The 14,196-nt window shown below is 65.5% G+C and carries 11 protein-coding genes; 7 read left to right on the top strand and 4 right to left on the bottom strand.

The features are described 5' to 3' along the window. The first annotated feature begins 55 nt into the window (after positions 1-55). Positions 56-820 carry an SDR family NAD(P)-dependent oxidoreductase gene (locus tag BCV67_RS11630; RefSeq protein ID WP_062170210.1) on the top strand — a complete coding sequence of 255 codons (765 nt, stop codon included), beginning with the start codon at positions 56-58 and terminating at the stop codon, positions 818-820. A gap of 108 nt (positions 821-928) precedes the next feature. Here BCV67_RS11630 and BCV67_RS11625 read toward each other — a convergent pair whose 3' ends face one another. Next, a complete protein-coding gene (locus tag BCV67_RS11625; RefSeq protein ID WP_062170212.1) occupies positions 929-1,561 on the bottom strand; it encodes an NAD-dependent epimerase/dehydratase family protein in 633 nt (210 codons plus the stop codon). A 118-nt stretch (positions 1,562-1,679) separates the two neighbouring features. Between BCV67_RS11625 and BCV67_RS11620 the strand changes: the two genes are divergently transcribed. The 3 genes from BCV67_RS11620 (at position 1,680) to BCV67_RS11610 (ending at position 4,507) form a co-directional block, all read left to right on the top strand. Then, positions 1,680-3,221 (top strand): GGDEF domain-containing protein, encoded by a 1,542-nt coding sequence (locus tag BCV67_RS11620; RefSeq protein ID WP_062170214.1) that lies wholly within the window; start codon positions 1,680-1,682, stop codon positions 3,219-3,221. Positions 3,222-3,288: 67 nt separating this feature from the next. Then, the gene (locus tag BCV67_RS11615) at positions 3,289-3,843 is read left to right on the top strand and encodes an RNA polymerase sigma factor (protein ID WP_062170216.1); all 555 of its coding nucleotides are present in this window, start codon (positions 3,289-3,291) and stop codon (positions 3,841-3,843) included. 4 nt (positions 3,844-3,847) lie between these two features. Continuing rightward, the gene (locus BCV67_RS11610) at positions 3,848-4,507 is read left to right on the top strand and encodes a hypothetical protein (RefSeq protein WP_062170218.1); all 660 of its coding nucleotides are present in this window, start codon (positions 3,848-3,850) and stop codon (positions 4,505-4,507) included. 316 nt (positions 4,508-4,823) lie between these two features. On the opposite strand, the gene BCV67_RS11605 is transcribed toward BCV67_RS11610, so the two are convergent. After that, the gene (locus BCV67_RS11605; protein WP_062170220.1) at positions 4,824-5,732 is read right to left on the bottom strand and encodes a DUF808 domain-containing protein; all 909 of its coding nucleotides are present in this window, start codon (positions 5,730-5,732) and stop codon (positions 4,824-4,826) included. Positions 5,733-5,875: 143 nt separating this feature from the next. Here BCV67_RS11605 and BCV67_RS11600 point away from each other — a divergent pair, with 143 nt between their 5' ends. Next, on the top strand, positions 5,876-7,570 hold the full coding sequence (locus tag BCV67_RS11600) for an ABC1 kinase family protein (RefSeq protein ID WP_062170221.1): 1,695 nt from the start codon (positions 5,876-5,878) through the stop codon (positions 7,568-7,570). Positions 7,571-8,046: 476 nt separating this feature from the next. Further along, complete coding sequence (locus BCV67_RS11595; protein ID WP_062170223.1) at positions 8,047-10,146, top strand: phosphoglycerol transferase I; 2,100 nt, start codon at positions 8,047-8,049, stop codon at positions 10,144-10,146. 596 nt (positions 10,147-10,742) lie between these two features. On the opposite strand, the gene BCV67_RS11590 is transcribed toward BCV67_RS11595, so the two are convergent. After that, a complete protein-coding gene (locus BCV67_RS11590) occupies positions 10,743-13,169 on the bottom strand; it encodes a DUF3772 domain-containing protein (RefSeq protein ID WP_062170225.1) in 2,427 nt (808 codons plus the stop codon). 93 nt (positions 13,170-13,262) lie between these two features. Next, on the bottom strand, positions 13,263-13,508 hold the full coding sequence (locus tag BCV67_RS11585) for a hypothetical protein (protein WP_062170227.1): 246 nt from the start codon (positions 13,506-13,508) through the stop codon (positions 13,263-13,265). A gap of 189 nt (positions 13,509-13,697) precedes the next feature. Between BCV67_RS11585 and BCV67_RS11580 the strand changes: the two genes are divergently transcribed. After that, positions 13,698-14,192, top strand: a complete 495-nt coding sequence (locus BCV67_RS11580; protein ID WP_062170229.1) for a lipocalin family protein — start codon at positions 13,698-13,700, stop codon at positions 14,190-14,192. The last annotated feature ends 4 nt before the right edge of the window (positions 14,193-14,196 follow it).

Below are 14,196 nucleotides of genomic sequence, written 5' to 3'. Positions count from 1 at the left end.
CTGCAACCGGCAACACGGCGATAATGTGCGGTCTCCGCCCACCGGAACCGCAGCAATGAACTCCCCGTTGACCCTCCAAAATGCACGCGTCCTGGTTGCCGGCGGCAGCCGCGGCATCGGCCTGGGCATCGCCCAGGCGTTTGCCCGCGAAGGCGCGAAACTCAGCATCTGCGCGCGTGGTGTGGCTGCCTTGCAGGACGCTGCCGCAATGCTGCACGCAGATGGCGCTGCAGCGGTGCATCACTACAGCTGCGATCTGGCCGATCCACTGCAGATCCAGGCCTGGATCGATACCGCTGCAGCCGAGCTGGGCGGCGTCGACATCCTCATCAACAATGCCTCCGGCTATGGCAACGGCAATGACGATGCCAGCTGGCAGGCCGGTTTCGATATCGACCTGATGGCCGCAGTGCGCGCCAGCCGCGCCGCCCTGCCCCATCTGCGCAACAGTACGCTGCCGGCCATCCTCAATATCAGCTCGATCAACGCCTCGGTGCCTACACCGCGCGCGGCGGCCTATTCCGCTGCAAAAGCCGCACTGAACTATTACACCGTGTCGCTGGCCACCGAGCTTGCGCGCGAACGTATCCGGGTCAATGCACTGGCACCGGGCTCGATCGAGTTCCCCGGCGGCCTGTGGGACCAGCGCCGCAGCAACGCGCCCGCGCTGTACAAGCAGATCCAAGACAAGATCCCGTTCGGCGGTTTTGGCAACGTCGAAGATGTGGCCAGCACGGCAGTGTTCCTGTGCTCACCGGCGGCGCGTTGGATCACCGGCCAGGTGCTGGCGGTGGATGGCGGGCAGTCGCTGCCGGCCTGAGCCTTGCAGGCTGTTTGTGGGAGCGGTGTCAGCCGCGAAGCCGGTGTACTCACAGATCCCCGGCTTCGCGGCTGACGCCGCTCCTACAAAAACGCGCTCAACAAGACCTCACACCAACTCTGCCGAGCCCACGATGTGCACACCGGGCTGCGGATTCAATGCCGCCTCCACCAGTGCTTCGGCAATCCGCGTGGCCGGGTTGATCCGCCACGCGCGCGGCAGCACCGGCGCCAGCGCGCCCAATACCACGCTGGCAAGATGCTCCCCGGTACGCGGCTGTGCACGTTCGCCGCCAATCAGGCCCGGGCGGACCAGGGTCAACGAGGCAAACCCCAGCGCGCGCAGGTCCTGCTCCAACGCGCCTTTTACCCGACTGTAGAAAAACGGTGCACGCGGATTGGCACCGGCCGCCGAGTTCAGCGCGAATACCTCGCAGCCATTGCCGCGCACCGCCCGCGCGATGGCCAGCGGATACCCGTGATCGATCCGCTGGAACGCCTCGCGCGAGCCGGCCTGCTTCATCGTCGAGCCGAGCGCGCAGATCGCCGCCTCCACCCGCCAGTCCTGCGCCAGCGCTGTGATGTTCTCGAAATCCAGTACCGGGTTCAGCAGCCGGCCGTCGGTGCGCGGCAACGCGCGCCGGGTGGGCGCGATCACCCCGCTGCAGCGGGGATCGGCCAGCAACCGCTGCAATACCTGCGCCCCGACCAGGCCGGTCGCGCCAGCCAGCAATACCTGCATGATGTGTTCCTGTGATCAGCTGCAATTCAAGCCCGCTGTTACCTTGCCGATAATGGGGCTTGGATACCACCTCCGGTTGCGCACAGGCGCCGCCGCAACCCGCCCGGACCTCCTCGCCATGGCCGATAGCCCCGACGATTCCTCCACCTCCCGCAGCAGCGGGCTGGGCCGCATCCTGGCGCGCCGGCCCACGCAGCAGGCGGTTGCGGCCGTCGAGGTGGTCGCCAGTGGCGGTGCGGGCACGGCGATGCTGCAGCGCCTGTTCGTCGGCGCCACGGCACCGGAATCGGTGTTGGCGGCATTCGCTCAAGGCATGTGTACCCTGCCCGGTGAGCTGGGTGACATGGGCCAGCGCCTGCACAGCGCGCACGCCGAAAAGGACTGGGAGCGCTACGGGCGGCTGCTGCGGCAGCTGATTGACAAATACATCCGCACCGTTGAGCTGGAAGCGTCCAACACCCGCAACAGCCAGGCCGAGCAGCTGCGCGACATGCTGCGCGACACCCTCGGCGCGGTGCTGGCCAGCCTGCTGCAGCAGTCGCCCGAACTGGAACAGCAGGCCCAGCGCATGGGCGAGGAACTGCGCAGCTGGCGCAGCGGCCAACCGCTGCAGCCGGTCGCCGTGCACCTGCGCGAACTTTGCCACCAGGTCGGCGTGCGCAGCAGCAGCCTGCAGGAACAACGCGATCTGCTGCTCAATCTGTTCGACATGCTGCTGGAGAACATCGCCGAGCTGCTCGATGGCGACAGCTGGCTGCAAGGCCAGATCCGTGCCATCCGCCAGCTGTTGGCCGGGCCGCTGGATGCCAGCTCGCTGGAACAGACCCGCAACGACCTGCGCGAGGTGATCTACCGGCAAGGCCTGCTGCGCGAAGGCATCGACCAATCCAAGCAGGCGATGAAGGACCTGATGGTGGACTTCGTGCAGCAGGTGGACGGCATGGTCACCGAAACCGGCGAATTCCACGACCGCATCGCCAGCTATGCCATCGCCGTGCGCCAGACCCGCAGTATTTCCGACCTCACCCAGCTGCTGCAGGACGTGCTGCAGGACACCGCGCGGGTGCAGGCGCAGGCCGCGCGCGCGCGCGATCACCTGGCCAATGCCCGCGCCGAGGCCAAGGCCGCCGAGCAGCGCGTGCAGCAGCTGGAACGCGAGCTGGAAGAAGCCGGCAGCCAGCTGCGCACCGATCCCCTGACCGGCGCCTTGAACCGGCGCGGGCTGGAACAGCAGTTGGGTCAATTGCTGGCCGACCCGAACACGCCGTTGAGCGTGGCCATGCTGGATCTGGACCACTTCGCCCGGACCAACGCCGAGCACGGCCATGCCGGCGGCGACCAGGCCCTGCGCCATCTTGTGGCGATCACCCAGCAACGCCTGCGCGGCCGCGATTGCCTGGCCCGGCTCGGCGGTGATGAATTCGTGCTGGTGCTGCCCGGCCTGACCCGTGCCGCCGCGCTGGAAACCCTGCGTCAGCTGCAGCAGCAGTTGACGCAACGCCCGTTCCTGCATGAAGAACAGCGGGTGCAGGTGCGTTTCAGCGCCGGCGTCGCCCAGGCCCAGCCCGGCGAAGCCCTGCAGGCCCTGCTGCAACGCGCCGACCAGGCCCTGTATGCGGCCAAGCGGGTCGGCGGCAACCAAGTGCTGCCGGCGGACTAGGCGGCAGCACCGGCGGCAAACTGCGCGTGGCTGTGATATCTGCTGCGCTGGTGCGAATCACCCGGGCATGGACATCACCGCCACCGACTCCATCGTCGATCTGCAACAGCGCTTTGCCCACCTGCTGGGCCAGCACCAGGGCATCGTGCTCAAGGTGGCGCGTGGCTACTGCGCAAACCGCGAGGACCGCAGCGACCTGATCCAGGAGATCAGCACCCAGGCCTGGCGCGCCTTCCCCGGCTTCGATCCCCAGCGCGCACAGTTCAGCACCTGGCTGTACCGCATCGCCCTGAACATCGCCATTTCGCAGCTGCGTGGCCACGCGCTGCGCCGCCAGTACCACAGCGATGTGGCGCTGGAGGATGCGCACGCCAGCGTCGTCGACAACGCCGAAGACAATGCCAGCCTGGCCCAGCTCAACCAGCTGATCCACGCCCTGCCGGCGCTGGACCGGGCGCTGTTGCTGCTGCACCTGGATGACTGCAGCCACCGCCAGATCGGCGAGGTGCTGGGCATCAGCGCCAGCAATGCCGCCACCCGCCTGCACCGGCTGCGCCAGCAACTGCGCAGCCGCTTCAACCCCGACCCAGCGGCGCTGCCTGCGCCCAACTCGCGAGACTGACAGCATGCAACTGGACGAACTCAAAGCCGCCTGGGCACAGCAGGCGCACCGTATCGATCAGCTGGAAGCGCAGGCCCTGCAGGCCTGGCAGCAACCGCGCCAGCACGCCGTGCGTCGCCGCCTGCGCTGGTTCGGCGGCCTGCAGGTGGTCTGGCTGCTGGTGTGGATCGTGATGACCGCGCTGGCTGCCGGTTTCTGGGTCGAGCACCGGCAGGTGCCGCAGCTCCTGCTGACCGGGCTGGCCCTGCATGTCTACGGCATAGCCGCGATCTGGGTCTCGATCACCCGCGCCCTGCTTGCCGTGCATGTGGACAGGGCCGAGGCACCGGTGCTGATCCAGCAACAACGGCTGGCACGCCTGCGCCGCTTCACCGCAGTGACCGAACTTGGCCTGGGCCTGCCCTGGTTCTGGCTGTGGCTGCTGGCCCTGCAGTGGCTGGGCATGCAATGGCTGGGCGTGGACCTGTATGCGCTGGCGCCGGCGTGGTTTCTCGGCACGCTGGGCTTCGGCGTGGTGATGATGCTGGTCAGCGCTGCTGCAGCACGTTGGATGGTGCAGCGCCTGCCCGCCGACCACCGGCTGCAGCGCCTGCTGGACAGCCTCTCCGGGCAGTCACTGCATCGCGCACAACAGCAATTGCAGGAGTTGCAGCAAGGCCAATGATTGCAGCTGCAGTTGCAGGAGCGGCGTCAGCCGCGAAGCAGAGAATGCTTCCGACTGCAGTCTGTTTACCTGCAGAACATGTATCGGAAACATTGCCAGCTTCGCGGTTTACACCGCTCCCACAACACAGCAACAACCGCTTGGTGTGCTAGTTGCAGCAAAGCATGGCTTGAGTGCTGTTGCAGCGGTTGTGATTGTGGGAGCGGCGTCAGCCGCGAAGCAGAGAATGCTTCCGGCTGCAGGCTGTTTGCCTGCAGAACCTGTGTCGGAAAGATTGCCGGCTTCGCGGCTGACGCCGCTCCTACAAAAAGCAGATTCAATGCGCCGCTTTCGCCCCACGCATGCGCTGGATCAAGGTCACCACGGTCAGCACCACCACCCCGATGATCACGCCCACCACCACGCTGCCCAGTGCATTGGCCAGCCATTCCAGATTGGACGGTGCCAAGCCGATCACGAAGTGATGCAGGGCCGGAATCGCGTGCACCAGGATGCCGCCGCCGACCAGGAACATCGCCGCCGTACCGGCCACCGACAGACCGCGCATCAGCCACGGCGTGGCATACAGCAGGCCGCGACCAAACGCCGCCAGTACACGGCCCTTGTCCAGCAACCAGGCACCTATGTCATCAAGCTTGACGATGCCGGCGACCAGGCCATAGACGAAGACCGTCATGCCCAGCGCAATCGCCACCAGCGTCGCCACCTGCTGGCCGAATGGCGCGTGCGACACCACACCCAGCGACAGCACGATGATCTCGGCCGAAAGGATGAAATCGGTGCGCACCGCGCCCTTGATCTTGTCCTTCTCGAACGCCACAAGGTCGACCTTCTCATCGGCGATGGCCTTCAGCCGTTCGGCCTTGCGGGTCTCGTCCTCGTCCTTGGAATGCAGGAACTTGTGCGCCAGTTTTTCAACGCCCTCATAGCAGAGGAAGGCGCCGCCGATCATCATCAGCGGAGTGATCGCCCACGGCAGCCAGGCGCTGATCGCCAGCGCCGCCGGCACCAGGATGGCCTTGTTGAGCAGCGAGCCTTTGGCCACCGCCCACACCACCGGCAACTCGCGGTTGGCGTTGACGCCGGTCACCTGCTGGGCGTTCAAGGCCAGGTCGTCGCCGAGCACGCCGGCGGTCTTCTTGGCTGCGACCTTGGTGAGGATGGAAACGTCATCCAGCAAGGCGGCAATATCGTCGAGCAGGGCAAACAGGCTGGCTCCAGCCATGGGTCACCGTCAGGTCATAGGTCAGGGGAAGGGGGATTCTCACTCATTCACGGCGCAAGCGGGGCCAGCGGTCGCGCATTCACTCCTCTTCAACCCGCCACCGGCCACACTGCGGGTTCTGCCGACAGGGAGATACCCGTTTGATGGAAGCGACCAGCAGCGAAAGCCCGACCACCGTAGGCGGCAACAGCCGACGCCAACAGATCGTGCGGCTGCTGCTGCGCTACCGCAACTCGGGCGTGTTCTCCGGCATCTCCCTGGATGGCGAAATTCCACGCCTGGGCCGGCCGCCGGCCGCCGGCAACCCCACCCAGTTCGTCGCCGACCTGGAGGCGCTGGGCACCACCTTCGTCAAGCTGGGACAGGTGCTGTCCACCCGCCCGGACATGATTCCGCCCGAATACGTGGCGGCGCTGGAACGCATGCAGGAGCAGGTGGCGCCAATCCCGGTGGAACAGATCCGCGCGGTGATCGAGGACGACCTGGGCGCGCCGGTCAACAAACTGTTTGCCTGGTTCGACCCGGAACCGCTGGGCTGCGCGTCCATCGCCCAGGTTCACCGGGCCGAGCTGCACGACGGCCGCGAGGTGGCCATCAAGGTGCAGAAGCCCGATATCGCGGCCCAGCTGCGTTCGGATATCGGCGTGCTGCGCAGCTTTGCCAGTGCCGCCGACCACCTCACCCGGGTCGGCCGCAAGGTGCGTTTCTCCGACTGGCTGGGCGAATTCGCCAAGACCCTGCGGATGGAGCTGGACTACGAAGCCGAAGCCGCCAACCTGGCGCGTTTCGGCCAGCATCTGGCGCCCTACCCCGAGCTATGGGTGCCGCAGCCGGTGTGGGACCTGTGCGGGCGGCGTGTACTGACGATGGAACTGGTGCACGGCGTGCGCGTGGACGCCATTCCGCAGGTGCGCCGCACCGAACAATCAATGGTACCGCTGGCCGCCGCGCTGGTACGCGGCTATCTGGACCAGATCTTCGTGCATGGCGAAATCCATGCCGATCCGCATCCGGGCAACCTGCGGGTGACCCCGCAGGGGCAACTGGCGATCTTCGACCTGGGCATGGTGGCGCATGTGCCACCGCGGCTGCGCCAGCGTCTGCTCAAGGTGTTGTTCGCCGCGGTGGATGGCCGTGGCGAGGAAGTGGCCGATGAGATCATCGGCATCAGCACCCGCCTCGAGGACTACGACGAGGAGCGCTATCTGCGCGAAACCGGGCAGATGATTGCCCGCTACGCCGCCAACGGCACCTTGTCCGAAGGCCACGTGGTGCTGGAGATCGTGCGCATCGCCACCACCAGCAACCTGCGTACGCCGCCGGAGCTGAGCCTGCTGGGCAAGGCCCTGCTCAACCTGGAAGGCGTCTGCCGTTTCCTCGCCCCGGAAATGAAAACCCGGCGCGTGGTCGAAAAACAGCTGCAGCATGTGATGCGCGCGCATTTCCGCAAATCATTGTCGGCCGCCAATCTGGCCAGCGAGGCGATGGAACTGCAGCAGCTGCTGCGCAACGGGCCACGGCGCATGTCCGATATCCTCAGCCTGCTCGCCGAGAACCGGCTGCAGATGAAGGTCACCGGGCTGGACGAGTCGCGGCTGATGGAGAACATACAGAAGGTTGCCAACCGCATCGCCGCCGGCCTGATCACCGCCGCGCTGCTGCTTTCTTCCACCCTGCTGATGCGGGTACCGACGCACTGGAACCTGTTTGGCTACCCGGCCTTTGCGATGGTGTTGTTCCTGCTGGGCGTGTTCATCGGACTGGGCCTGATTGTCAGCGCGTTGCTGTTCGATCGCCGCACCCGCGCCCGCGCACGCGAAGAACGCGGCCACCGCTGAACACCGAAGAGTCCACGTAGCCCGGGTAAGCGCAGCGCACCCGGGACCACGCAACGCCCGCACGACTACAGCAGCCGTGCGATCGAATCTTGCTGATTTAATCAGTGCAAGGCATCGCTTCGATCATCGCTGCGCTGCGTTGGATGTTGCATGCCCCGGGTGCGCTGCGCTTACCCGGGCTACGTCACTGGACATGGTGTACTGCGGGTTTGGCCAGGCGACGTCGCTGCGGCGCAGTCTGCTGCTGCGCGGCTGTATAGCGCCAGCAAAAGCACACTTTCTCACCTCGCCTCACCTCGTTTTCGCAGCGATAAGCGTCTTGTCACAGATGCTGAATACAAGGCCGCTGTCCGAACATTTCAGTCAGGTTACGGCAGGCAACATCCAATGACCTCAGCCACACCACTGACACAGTGGTGTGGCAGGCGACAACGGCCCAGCCGTTGTGCCCCTGTCTCCGCTACCCACGTGACCGCATGCATTGGATCATCTGGCTGTCTCTGGCAGCACTGTTTGTATTGTTGATGTTGTCACCCACTCTGGCCCGGCTGAAGGCAGGGCTGCTGTCACTGTTGTTGCTGGCCATGAGCGGCTGGTGGCTGATCGACCAGCTCAGCGGCGATGGCATCAATTCGGCCACGCTGTATCACCTGCGCAGCGACATGGAAGGTGCCGGTGTCGGCGACTTCAGCGCCTACATCATCGGCTTCATCGCACTGTTGCTGCTCTCGCTTACGCCCTTGCTGCTGCTGCGCGTGCGCCGCCTGCAGCTGCCGCGGCATGGCCTGCCGGTATTTGCCGGGTTTGCGGCGCTGTTGCTGAGCACCGTGCTGCTCAGCCCTTTGTACACCGATGCCAAGCGCATCCACCAGCAGATGCAGCCGGTGGATTACAGCGTGGTGGCGCCGGAGTACCAGCTGCCTTCCAAACCGCTGGCACAACGTCCGAATATCGTCTGGATCTACGGCGAAAGCCTGGAACGCACCTATCTGAATGAGGCCGTGTTCCCCGGCCTGATGCCCAACCTCACCCGGCTTGCCGGCGAAGGCCTGGATTTCCGCAACATCGCCTCGGCCGATGGCAGTGGCTGGACCATCGCTGGCCTGGTCTCATCCATGTGTGGCGTACCGCTGACCACCGCGCAGGGCGACGAGAACAGCATGGGGCGGATGGGCCGCTTTCTGCCGGAGGCTTTCTGCCTTGGCGACTATCTGAAGCAGCAGGGCTACAGCAACCACTACCTCGGCGGCGCGAACGGCCAGTTCGCGGCCAAGGCCGACTTCCTGGGCTCGCACGGTTTTGACGACGTGCGCGATCTGGAATGGTTCCAGCAGCAGAAGATCGCCAAGCAGCACTTCTCCAACTGGGGCGTGCACGATGACGTGTTGCTGGAGCGTGCCTACGAACGTTTCCTGGAACTGTCCGCGCGCGGCCAGCCGTTCATGCTGACCGCGCTGACCATGGACACCCACCATCCGGCCGGTCACCTGCCGGTGGCGTGCAAGAACACCCGCTATCGCAGCGCGCACGGCAACATCGGCCTGCTCAATGCGCTCAAGTGCAGCGACAGGTTGATCTCGCGCCTGGTGGACCGCATCCGCAGCAGCCAGTTCGCCGACAACACGCTGGTGGTGGTGGCCTCCGATCACCTGGCCATGCCCAACGACCTGAGCCATGTGCTGGAACAGCAGCAGCGCGAGAACCTGTTGCTGTTCCTCGGCAACAAGCTGCAGCCGCGCCAGATAAACGTGCAGGCCGGCACCACCCTGGACTCGGGTGCCACCGCCCTGCAGTTGCTGGATCCAGCCATTGATGCGATTGGCTTCGGCCGCTCGCTGTTGAACCCGCAGCGCCCGGCCAGTGCCAGCGTTGCCGCCACCGGTGGCGACACCCTGGCCTACGCCCGCTACAGCGCCTTCGCGCGCTCGCTGTGGCTGGGCGAACAGACCCGCATGCTGCGGCTGGAGCAGGACCAGCTGCTGGTGGGCGTGCAGAAAGTGCAGCCGCCGGTACTGCTGGAATACGACCAGCAGTGGGACCTGAAATCGGTGTACCTGGAAAACACCACGCGCAAGTTCGAGGAAGCCGATCCGCAGCATCGCCTGGCCTATGTCGACCGTTGCACCGCATTTGAGGATGGTTCGGCTGATGGCCAGTGGTGCGCACTGCTGCTCGACAGCGATCAAGGCATGCGTCTGTACCGCGATGCGCAGCTGCGCCGTGGCATTGCCGTGGATGCACCGCTGCAGGCCTTCAGCGGACCGCGCCCGAGCGTGCGCCAGTCACGCATGATCAGCCAGAAGCCGCGTCATGCCGGCCCCGGCCAGTACGTGCTGGAGTTGTACGCCGCCCAGCGGCCGACGCGCGCGTTCTGGGTGGAGGCGGTGTCTTCCAAGCGCCAGGTGGTGGTCGCCCAGCAATGGGTGCAGGCAGACAGCGAAGGCCGCATCCGCATGCCGCTGGGCGTGGACCAGGAAATCGACGATCTGGAAATCCGCGCCTGGCTCAACCACGCCGAACAGCTGGCACTCGACGACTATGCGCTGGTTCCCACCAGCGACCACCCGAGGTCGTGACGAGGCGGCGAGGCTGTCTGTGGGAGCGGCATAACCTTGTAGGAGCGGCGTAAGCCGCGAAACCAGCAATGCTGCAGCTACCCCAATTCGCCTGCAATCTGATGGATCGTCAGCTTCGCGGCTTACGCCGCTCCCACAACCAAACGCGACTGATGGATTTGGCCACACACGCCGCTCCCTTGTGGGAGCGGCGTAAGCCGCGAAGCCGGGAAAGCCGCAGTTACCGATACACCTGCAATCTGATGGACCGTCAGCTTCGCGGCCGACGCCGCTCCTACAACCAAACGCGGCTGATGGATTTGGTCGCACCCGCCGCTCCCTTGTAGGAGCGGCGTAAGCCGCGAAGCCGGGAATGCTGCAGCTTCCGATCCGCCTGAAATCTGATGGACCGTCAGCTTCGCGGCTTACGCCGCTCACACAACCAATCGCGGCTGATGGATTTGGCCACACACGCCGCTCCCTTGTAGGAGCGGCGTAAGCCGCGACGCCGGGAAAGCCGCAGTTACCGATACACCTGCAATCTGATGGACCGTCAGCTTCGCGGCTTACGCCACTCCTACAGGCTGACGCCGCTCCTACAATCCAACAGCGCGCGATCACTGCTCCGGGTCGCGCACCAGATGGATGTCGGTGGGTGTAACCAGCGCGATGCCGGCAGCGGCAGTCTGTTCCAGCAGGGCAAACAACACATCGCTGCGCGTGCCGTATACATTCCGCGCCGATGACACATAGGCAAAGCTGTTCACCGCCACCTGGCCGCCGCTGATCGAATCAACGAAGAACGACGGCGCCGGGTCGATCAGCACGCTCTCGTTGGCCGCATAGATCCCCAGCAACAAGCTGCGCAACTGCCCCATGTTGGTGCCCAGCGGTACCGAAAACTGCACCTGGATGCGGCCCAACGCATTTGCCATGGTCATGTTGCGGATGGTCTTGGTGATCAGCTCCGAGTTGGGCACGATCAAGGTCGAACGATCGCCCACCTGGATCTCGGTCGAGCGCACCGAGATGCGGCGGATGTCGCCTTCCTGGTCGCCGATCTTGACCCAGTCGCCGATCTTCACCGGCCGTTCGGCGAGCAGGATCAGGCCGGATACGAAGTTCTGGGTGATCGCCTGCAGGCCGAAACCGATACCCACCGACAAGGCACTGGCGAGCAGCGCGAGCTTCTCAAAACCAATCCCCAAGGCCGCCAACGCCCACAACGCGGCCAGCACGATGCCCAAGTAATGGGCCACGGTGCTGATCGAATTGCGCGCACCGGTGTCCAGCTCGGTCTTGGGCAGGTAGGTATCCACCAGCCAGCGCTGCACCACGCGCATCAGCGTCAGCCCCAAAGCCAGCACCAGCAGCGCACTGAAGATCGATGTCGGCGTCAGCAGGCTGCCGCCGATCCTGATTCCGGCCGACAGCCGCTCCAGCCAGCTGTACAGCGCACTGACATTGCCGAACGGCGCAACAAAGGCGGTGATCCCCAGCATCACCAGTGCAACCCGCGCGGTGGCCGACAACAACACCCCAGCCTGCTCAAGCCGGCTGGCCGACAGCCCGGTGGACAGGCGCAACATGCGCCCGACCGTACTGTCCGGCGCCAGCAGCCACAACGCGAAGTCATCGGCAAACCGCATCAGCAGCGTGGTGGCCAGCACGATCACCGTGCCCCACACCATCTGCTGGGCGGTGAACATGGCGAAATTCAGATAGCCGAGCAAGGTGGCCAGCAACGCGGCGGAAATGCTGAGGTAGCCACCCAGGCGCGCGACGATCAGCCAACCGCTGCGCGGTGCCCTGGGCGTGCGGCCACCGGCCGCTTCCTCATGCTCGGCCCGTGCCGCCTCGGCCGCGCGGCGCCGGTGCAGGGCGGCCAGCGTGGCCAGCATGCTCATGATCAGCACCACGTAGGTCAGCGCGATCAAGCCGTCCAGGGTCACCGTGCCCACTGCCGAGGTGCGCGCCGCGCGGTTGACCTCGCGCAGCAGCATGGTCAGCCAGGTCAGGCTGGCCGCGCCCCAGGCAAAGCGGCGCAGGCGTGCCGCGGCCACATCATCGATATCCAGCAGACGCCAGGTGGGCCGCGATGGCACCAGCAGGCAGGCAGCCACCGCACCGATGAAGGCGGCCACAAAGGTTGCCGTGACAAAGGTGTTGGCTACCGATTCCAGCCGTGGCGCGACCGCATCGATAGCCTGCAGGCTGGCCACCAGCACCGTGGCCGCCAGGCCCGGCAGCATGGTGCCTACCAGCAACAGCCATACCGCAAGGCCGGTGCGGCGCAGGCGCCCGGCCGGCGCACGTTCGGAGGCCGCATAGCGCCGGCCCAGGTGACGCAGCCAGATGCGCAGCGGGAACAGCAGCAGCAATGCCACTACCGCACCCGAAATCGGCGTGCCCCAGCCGTGCTTGTTTACCGCTTTCAGCAAGGCAGTACTGGCCTGCCGGTACAACGCCTGGAAACGCGCATAGTCGTCCGGCAGGTGTTCGGCAAACTCGCGCCACAATGCCGGTGACAAGGGTGAACCCACCTTGCGGCCAAGCTGTTCGCCGAACTGCTGGGCGCGGGTTTTTTCAATTGATTCGGTCGCCTGCTTGGCATCCTCGGCCAGCAGCTTGCCGCGCTTGATGTCGGCATCGATCTGGCTGCGCTGCTGGTCCAGCAGCTTGCGCTGGCGGGCGATGTCGGGCTCTTCGCCAGCTTCCGGCGCTGGCCCCAGCTGTTCGATGCGGGCATCGAGCTGGTTCAGCTCCGGCTGCAGGGCAAGCACGCTGGCCTCGGCCTCGCGCTGCGCCTGGCTGGCGCGCTCGGCGAGCGTTTTCAGGGTTTCCGGGGCATCGGCATCGTTGACCGCGCGCTTGACCGACTCGATCACCCGCGAGGCCTGTTCAATGCGCGCCTGCGGGCTGCTATCGGCCGCCGCGTCCCCCACCGCCGCCAACGCCGGACCACTGGCAAGCAAGCCAGCCTGGACGATCAGAAATACAAACAGCAGCGTGCGCAGCGGACGCAGGAAACGTTGGGCAGGCAAGGCAGGGCAACCGGATCGCGCGGACTACCGCGCCTGCAGCGCACTATATGTCAGCACGCGTTCACATCCTGCAAAACCGCGCCAACGCGGTGTTCATTTCAACGCAAGCTCGGCGATATGACCGCAGTTGAGCTCGTAGATCTCCTGGAATTCCTGTTCGGTCAGTTCGGCCGGCGCATACACCGCCACCTGTTCCCGCGCCCCGCTGCTGGGCTGGGGCGGGTGGGGCCCGGCGCGCAGTGAAAACCCGTGGCCTTCGTACTCGACCACCTTGGGCAGCTGGTCCCAGCGTTCACGCGCATAGCGGCTCTGCCCCTTGAGCAGGATCACGACAAACATGGAGAACTCCCGTTTTCGGATGTGGCCAGCCTAGCGCAGCCATGTTTGCCCGGCGCGAAGACACGCTGCCGGCGATGGTGAGGATTCAGTGAATGGCCTGTCGACCTGCCCGGCACAGCGCCTTAACCGGCACTGGCCTATAGCTGGTGCCCCGGCGCAGCGGCCTGCGCCAACGCTGAAGAGAGCACCATGACTGAACATTCTCCCCTGGCAACCGTTGCGCATGTGGACCTGCAGCGCTACCTGGGCACCTGGTACGAAGTGGCACGCCTGCCGATGCGCCACGAACCCGAAGACGGCACCGACATCAGTGCCCACTATTCGCTCAACGAAGATGGCAGCGTGCGGGTGCAGAACCGCTGCCTGCGTGCCGGCAACCTGGAGGAATCCATCGGCCAGGCCAAGCCCATCGATGACAGCAACAGCAAGCTGGAAGTCACCTTCCTGCCCGAAGGCCTGCGCTGGATACCCTTCACCAAGGGCGACTACTGGATCATGCAGCTGGATGAGGCCTACACCACCGCACTGGTGGGCAGCCCGGACCGCAAATACCTGTGGCTGCTTGCGCGCCTGCCACAGATGGACGCCACTACCCGCGACCACTACATCGCCTATGCGCAGCAGCAGGGCTTTGATACCAGCCCGTTGATCTTCCCCCCGCATACCGGCCACCCGACCGCCTGACCTG

The organism is Stenotrophomonas nitritireducens (genome assembly GCF_001700965.1).
GTDB lineage: Bacteria > Pseudomonadota > Gammaproteobacteria > Xanthomonadales > Xanthomonadaceae > Stenotrophomonas > Stenotrophomonas nitritireducens_A.
This window is presented reverse-complemented; position numbering and strand designations above follow the sequence as displayed.

What these genes read in the sequence shown, in the direction of transcription:
- BCV67_RS11595 (WP_062170223.1), top strand. Translation starts at nt 8,047, where the DNA reads ATGCATTGGATCATCTGGCTGTCTCTGGCAGCACTGTTTGTATTGTTG.
- BCV67_RS11600 (WP_062170221.1), top strand. Translation starts at nt 5,876, where the DNA reads ATGGAAGCGACCAGCAGCGAAAGCCCGACCACCGTAGGCGGCAACAGC.
- BCV67_RS11585 (WP_062170227.1), bottom strand. Translation starts at nt 13,508, where the DNA reads ATGTTTGTCGTGATCCTGCTCAAGGGGCAGAGCCGCTATGCGCGTGAA.
- BCV67_RS11610 (WP_062170218.1), top strand. Translation starts at nt 3,848, where the DNA reads ATGCAACTGGACGAACTCAAAGCCGCCTGGGCACAGCAGGCGCACCGT.
- BCV67_RS11605 (WP_062170220.1), bottom strand. Translation starts at nt 5,732, where the DNA reads ATGGCTGGAGCCAGCCTGTTTGCCCTGCTCGACGATATTGCCGCCTTG.
- BCV67_RS11580 (WP_062170229.1), top strand. Translation starts at nt 13,698, where the DNA reads ATGACTGAACATTCTCCCCTGGCAACCGTTGCGCATGTGGACCTGCAG.
- BCV67_RS11620 (WP_062170214.1), top strand. Translation starts at nt 1,680, where the DNA reads ATGGCCGATAGCCCCGACGATTCCTCCACCTCCCGCAGCAGCGGGCTG.
- BCV67_RS11630 (WP_062170210.1), top strand. Translation starts at nt 56, where the DNA reads ATGAACTCCCCGTTGACCCTCCAAAATGCACGCGTCCTGGTTGCCGGC.
- BCV67_RS11615 (WP_062170216.1), top strand. Translation starts at nt 3,289, where the DNA reads ATGGACATCACCGCCACCGACTCCATCGTCGATCTGCAACAGCGCTTT.
- BCV67_RS11625 (WP_062170212.1), bottom strand. Translation starts at nt 1,561, where the DNA reads ATGCAGGTATTGCTGGCTGGCGCGACCGGCCTGGTCGGGGCGCAGGTA.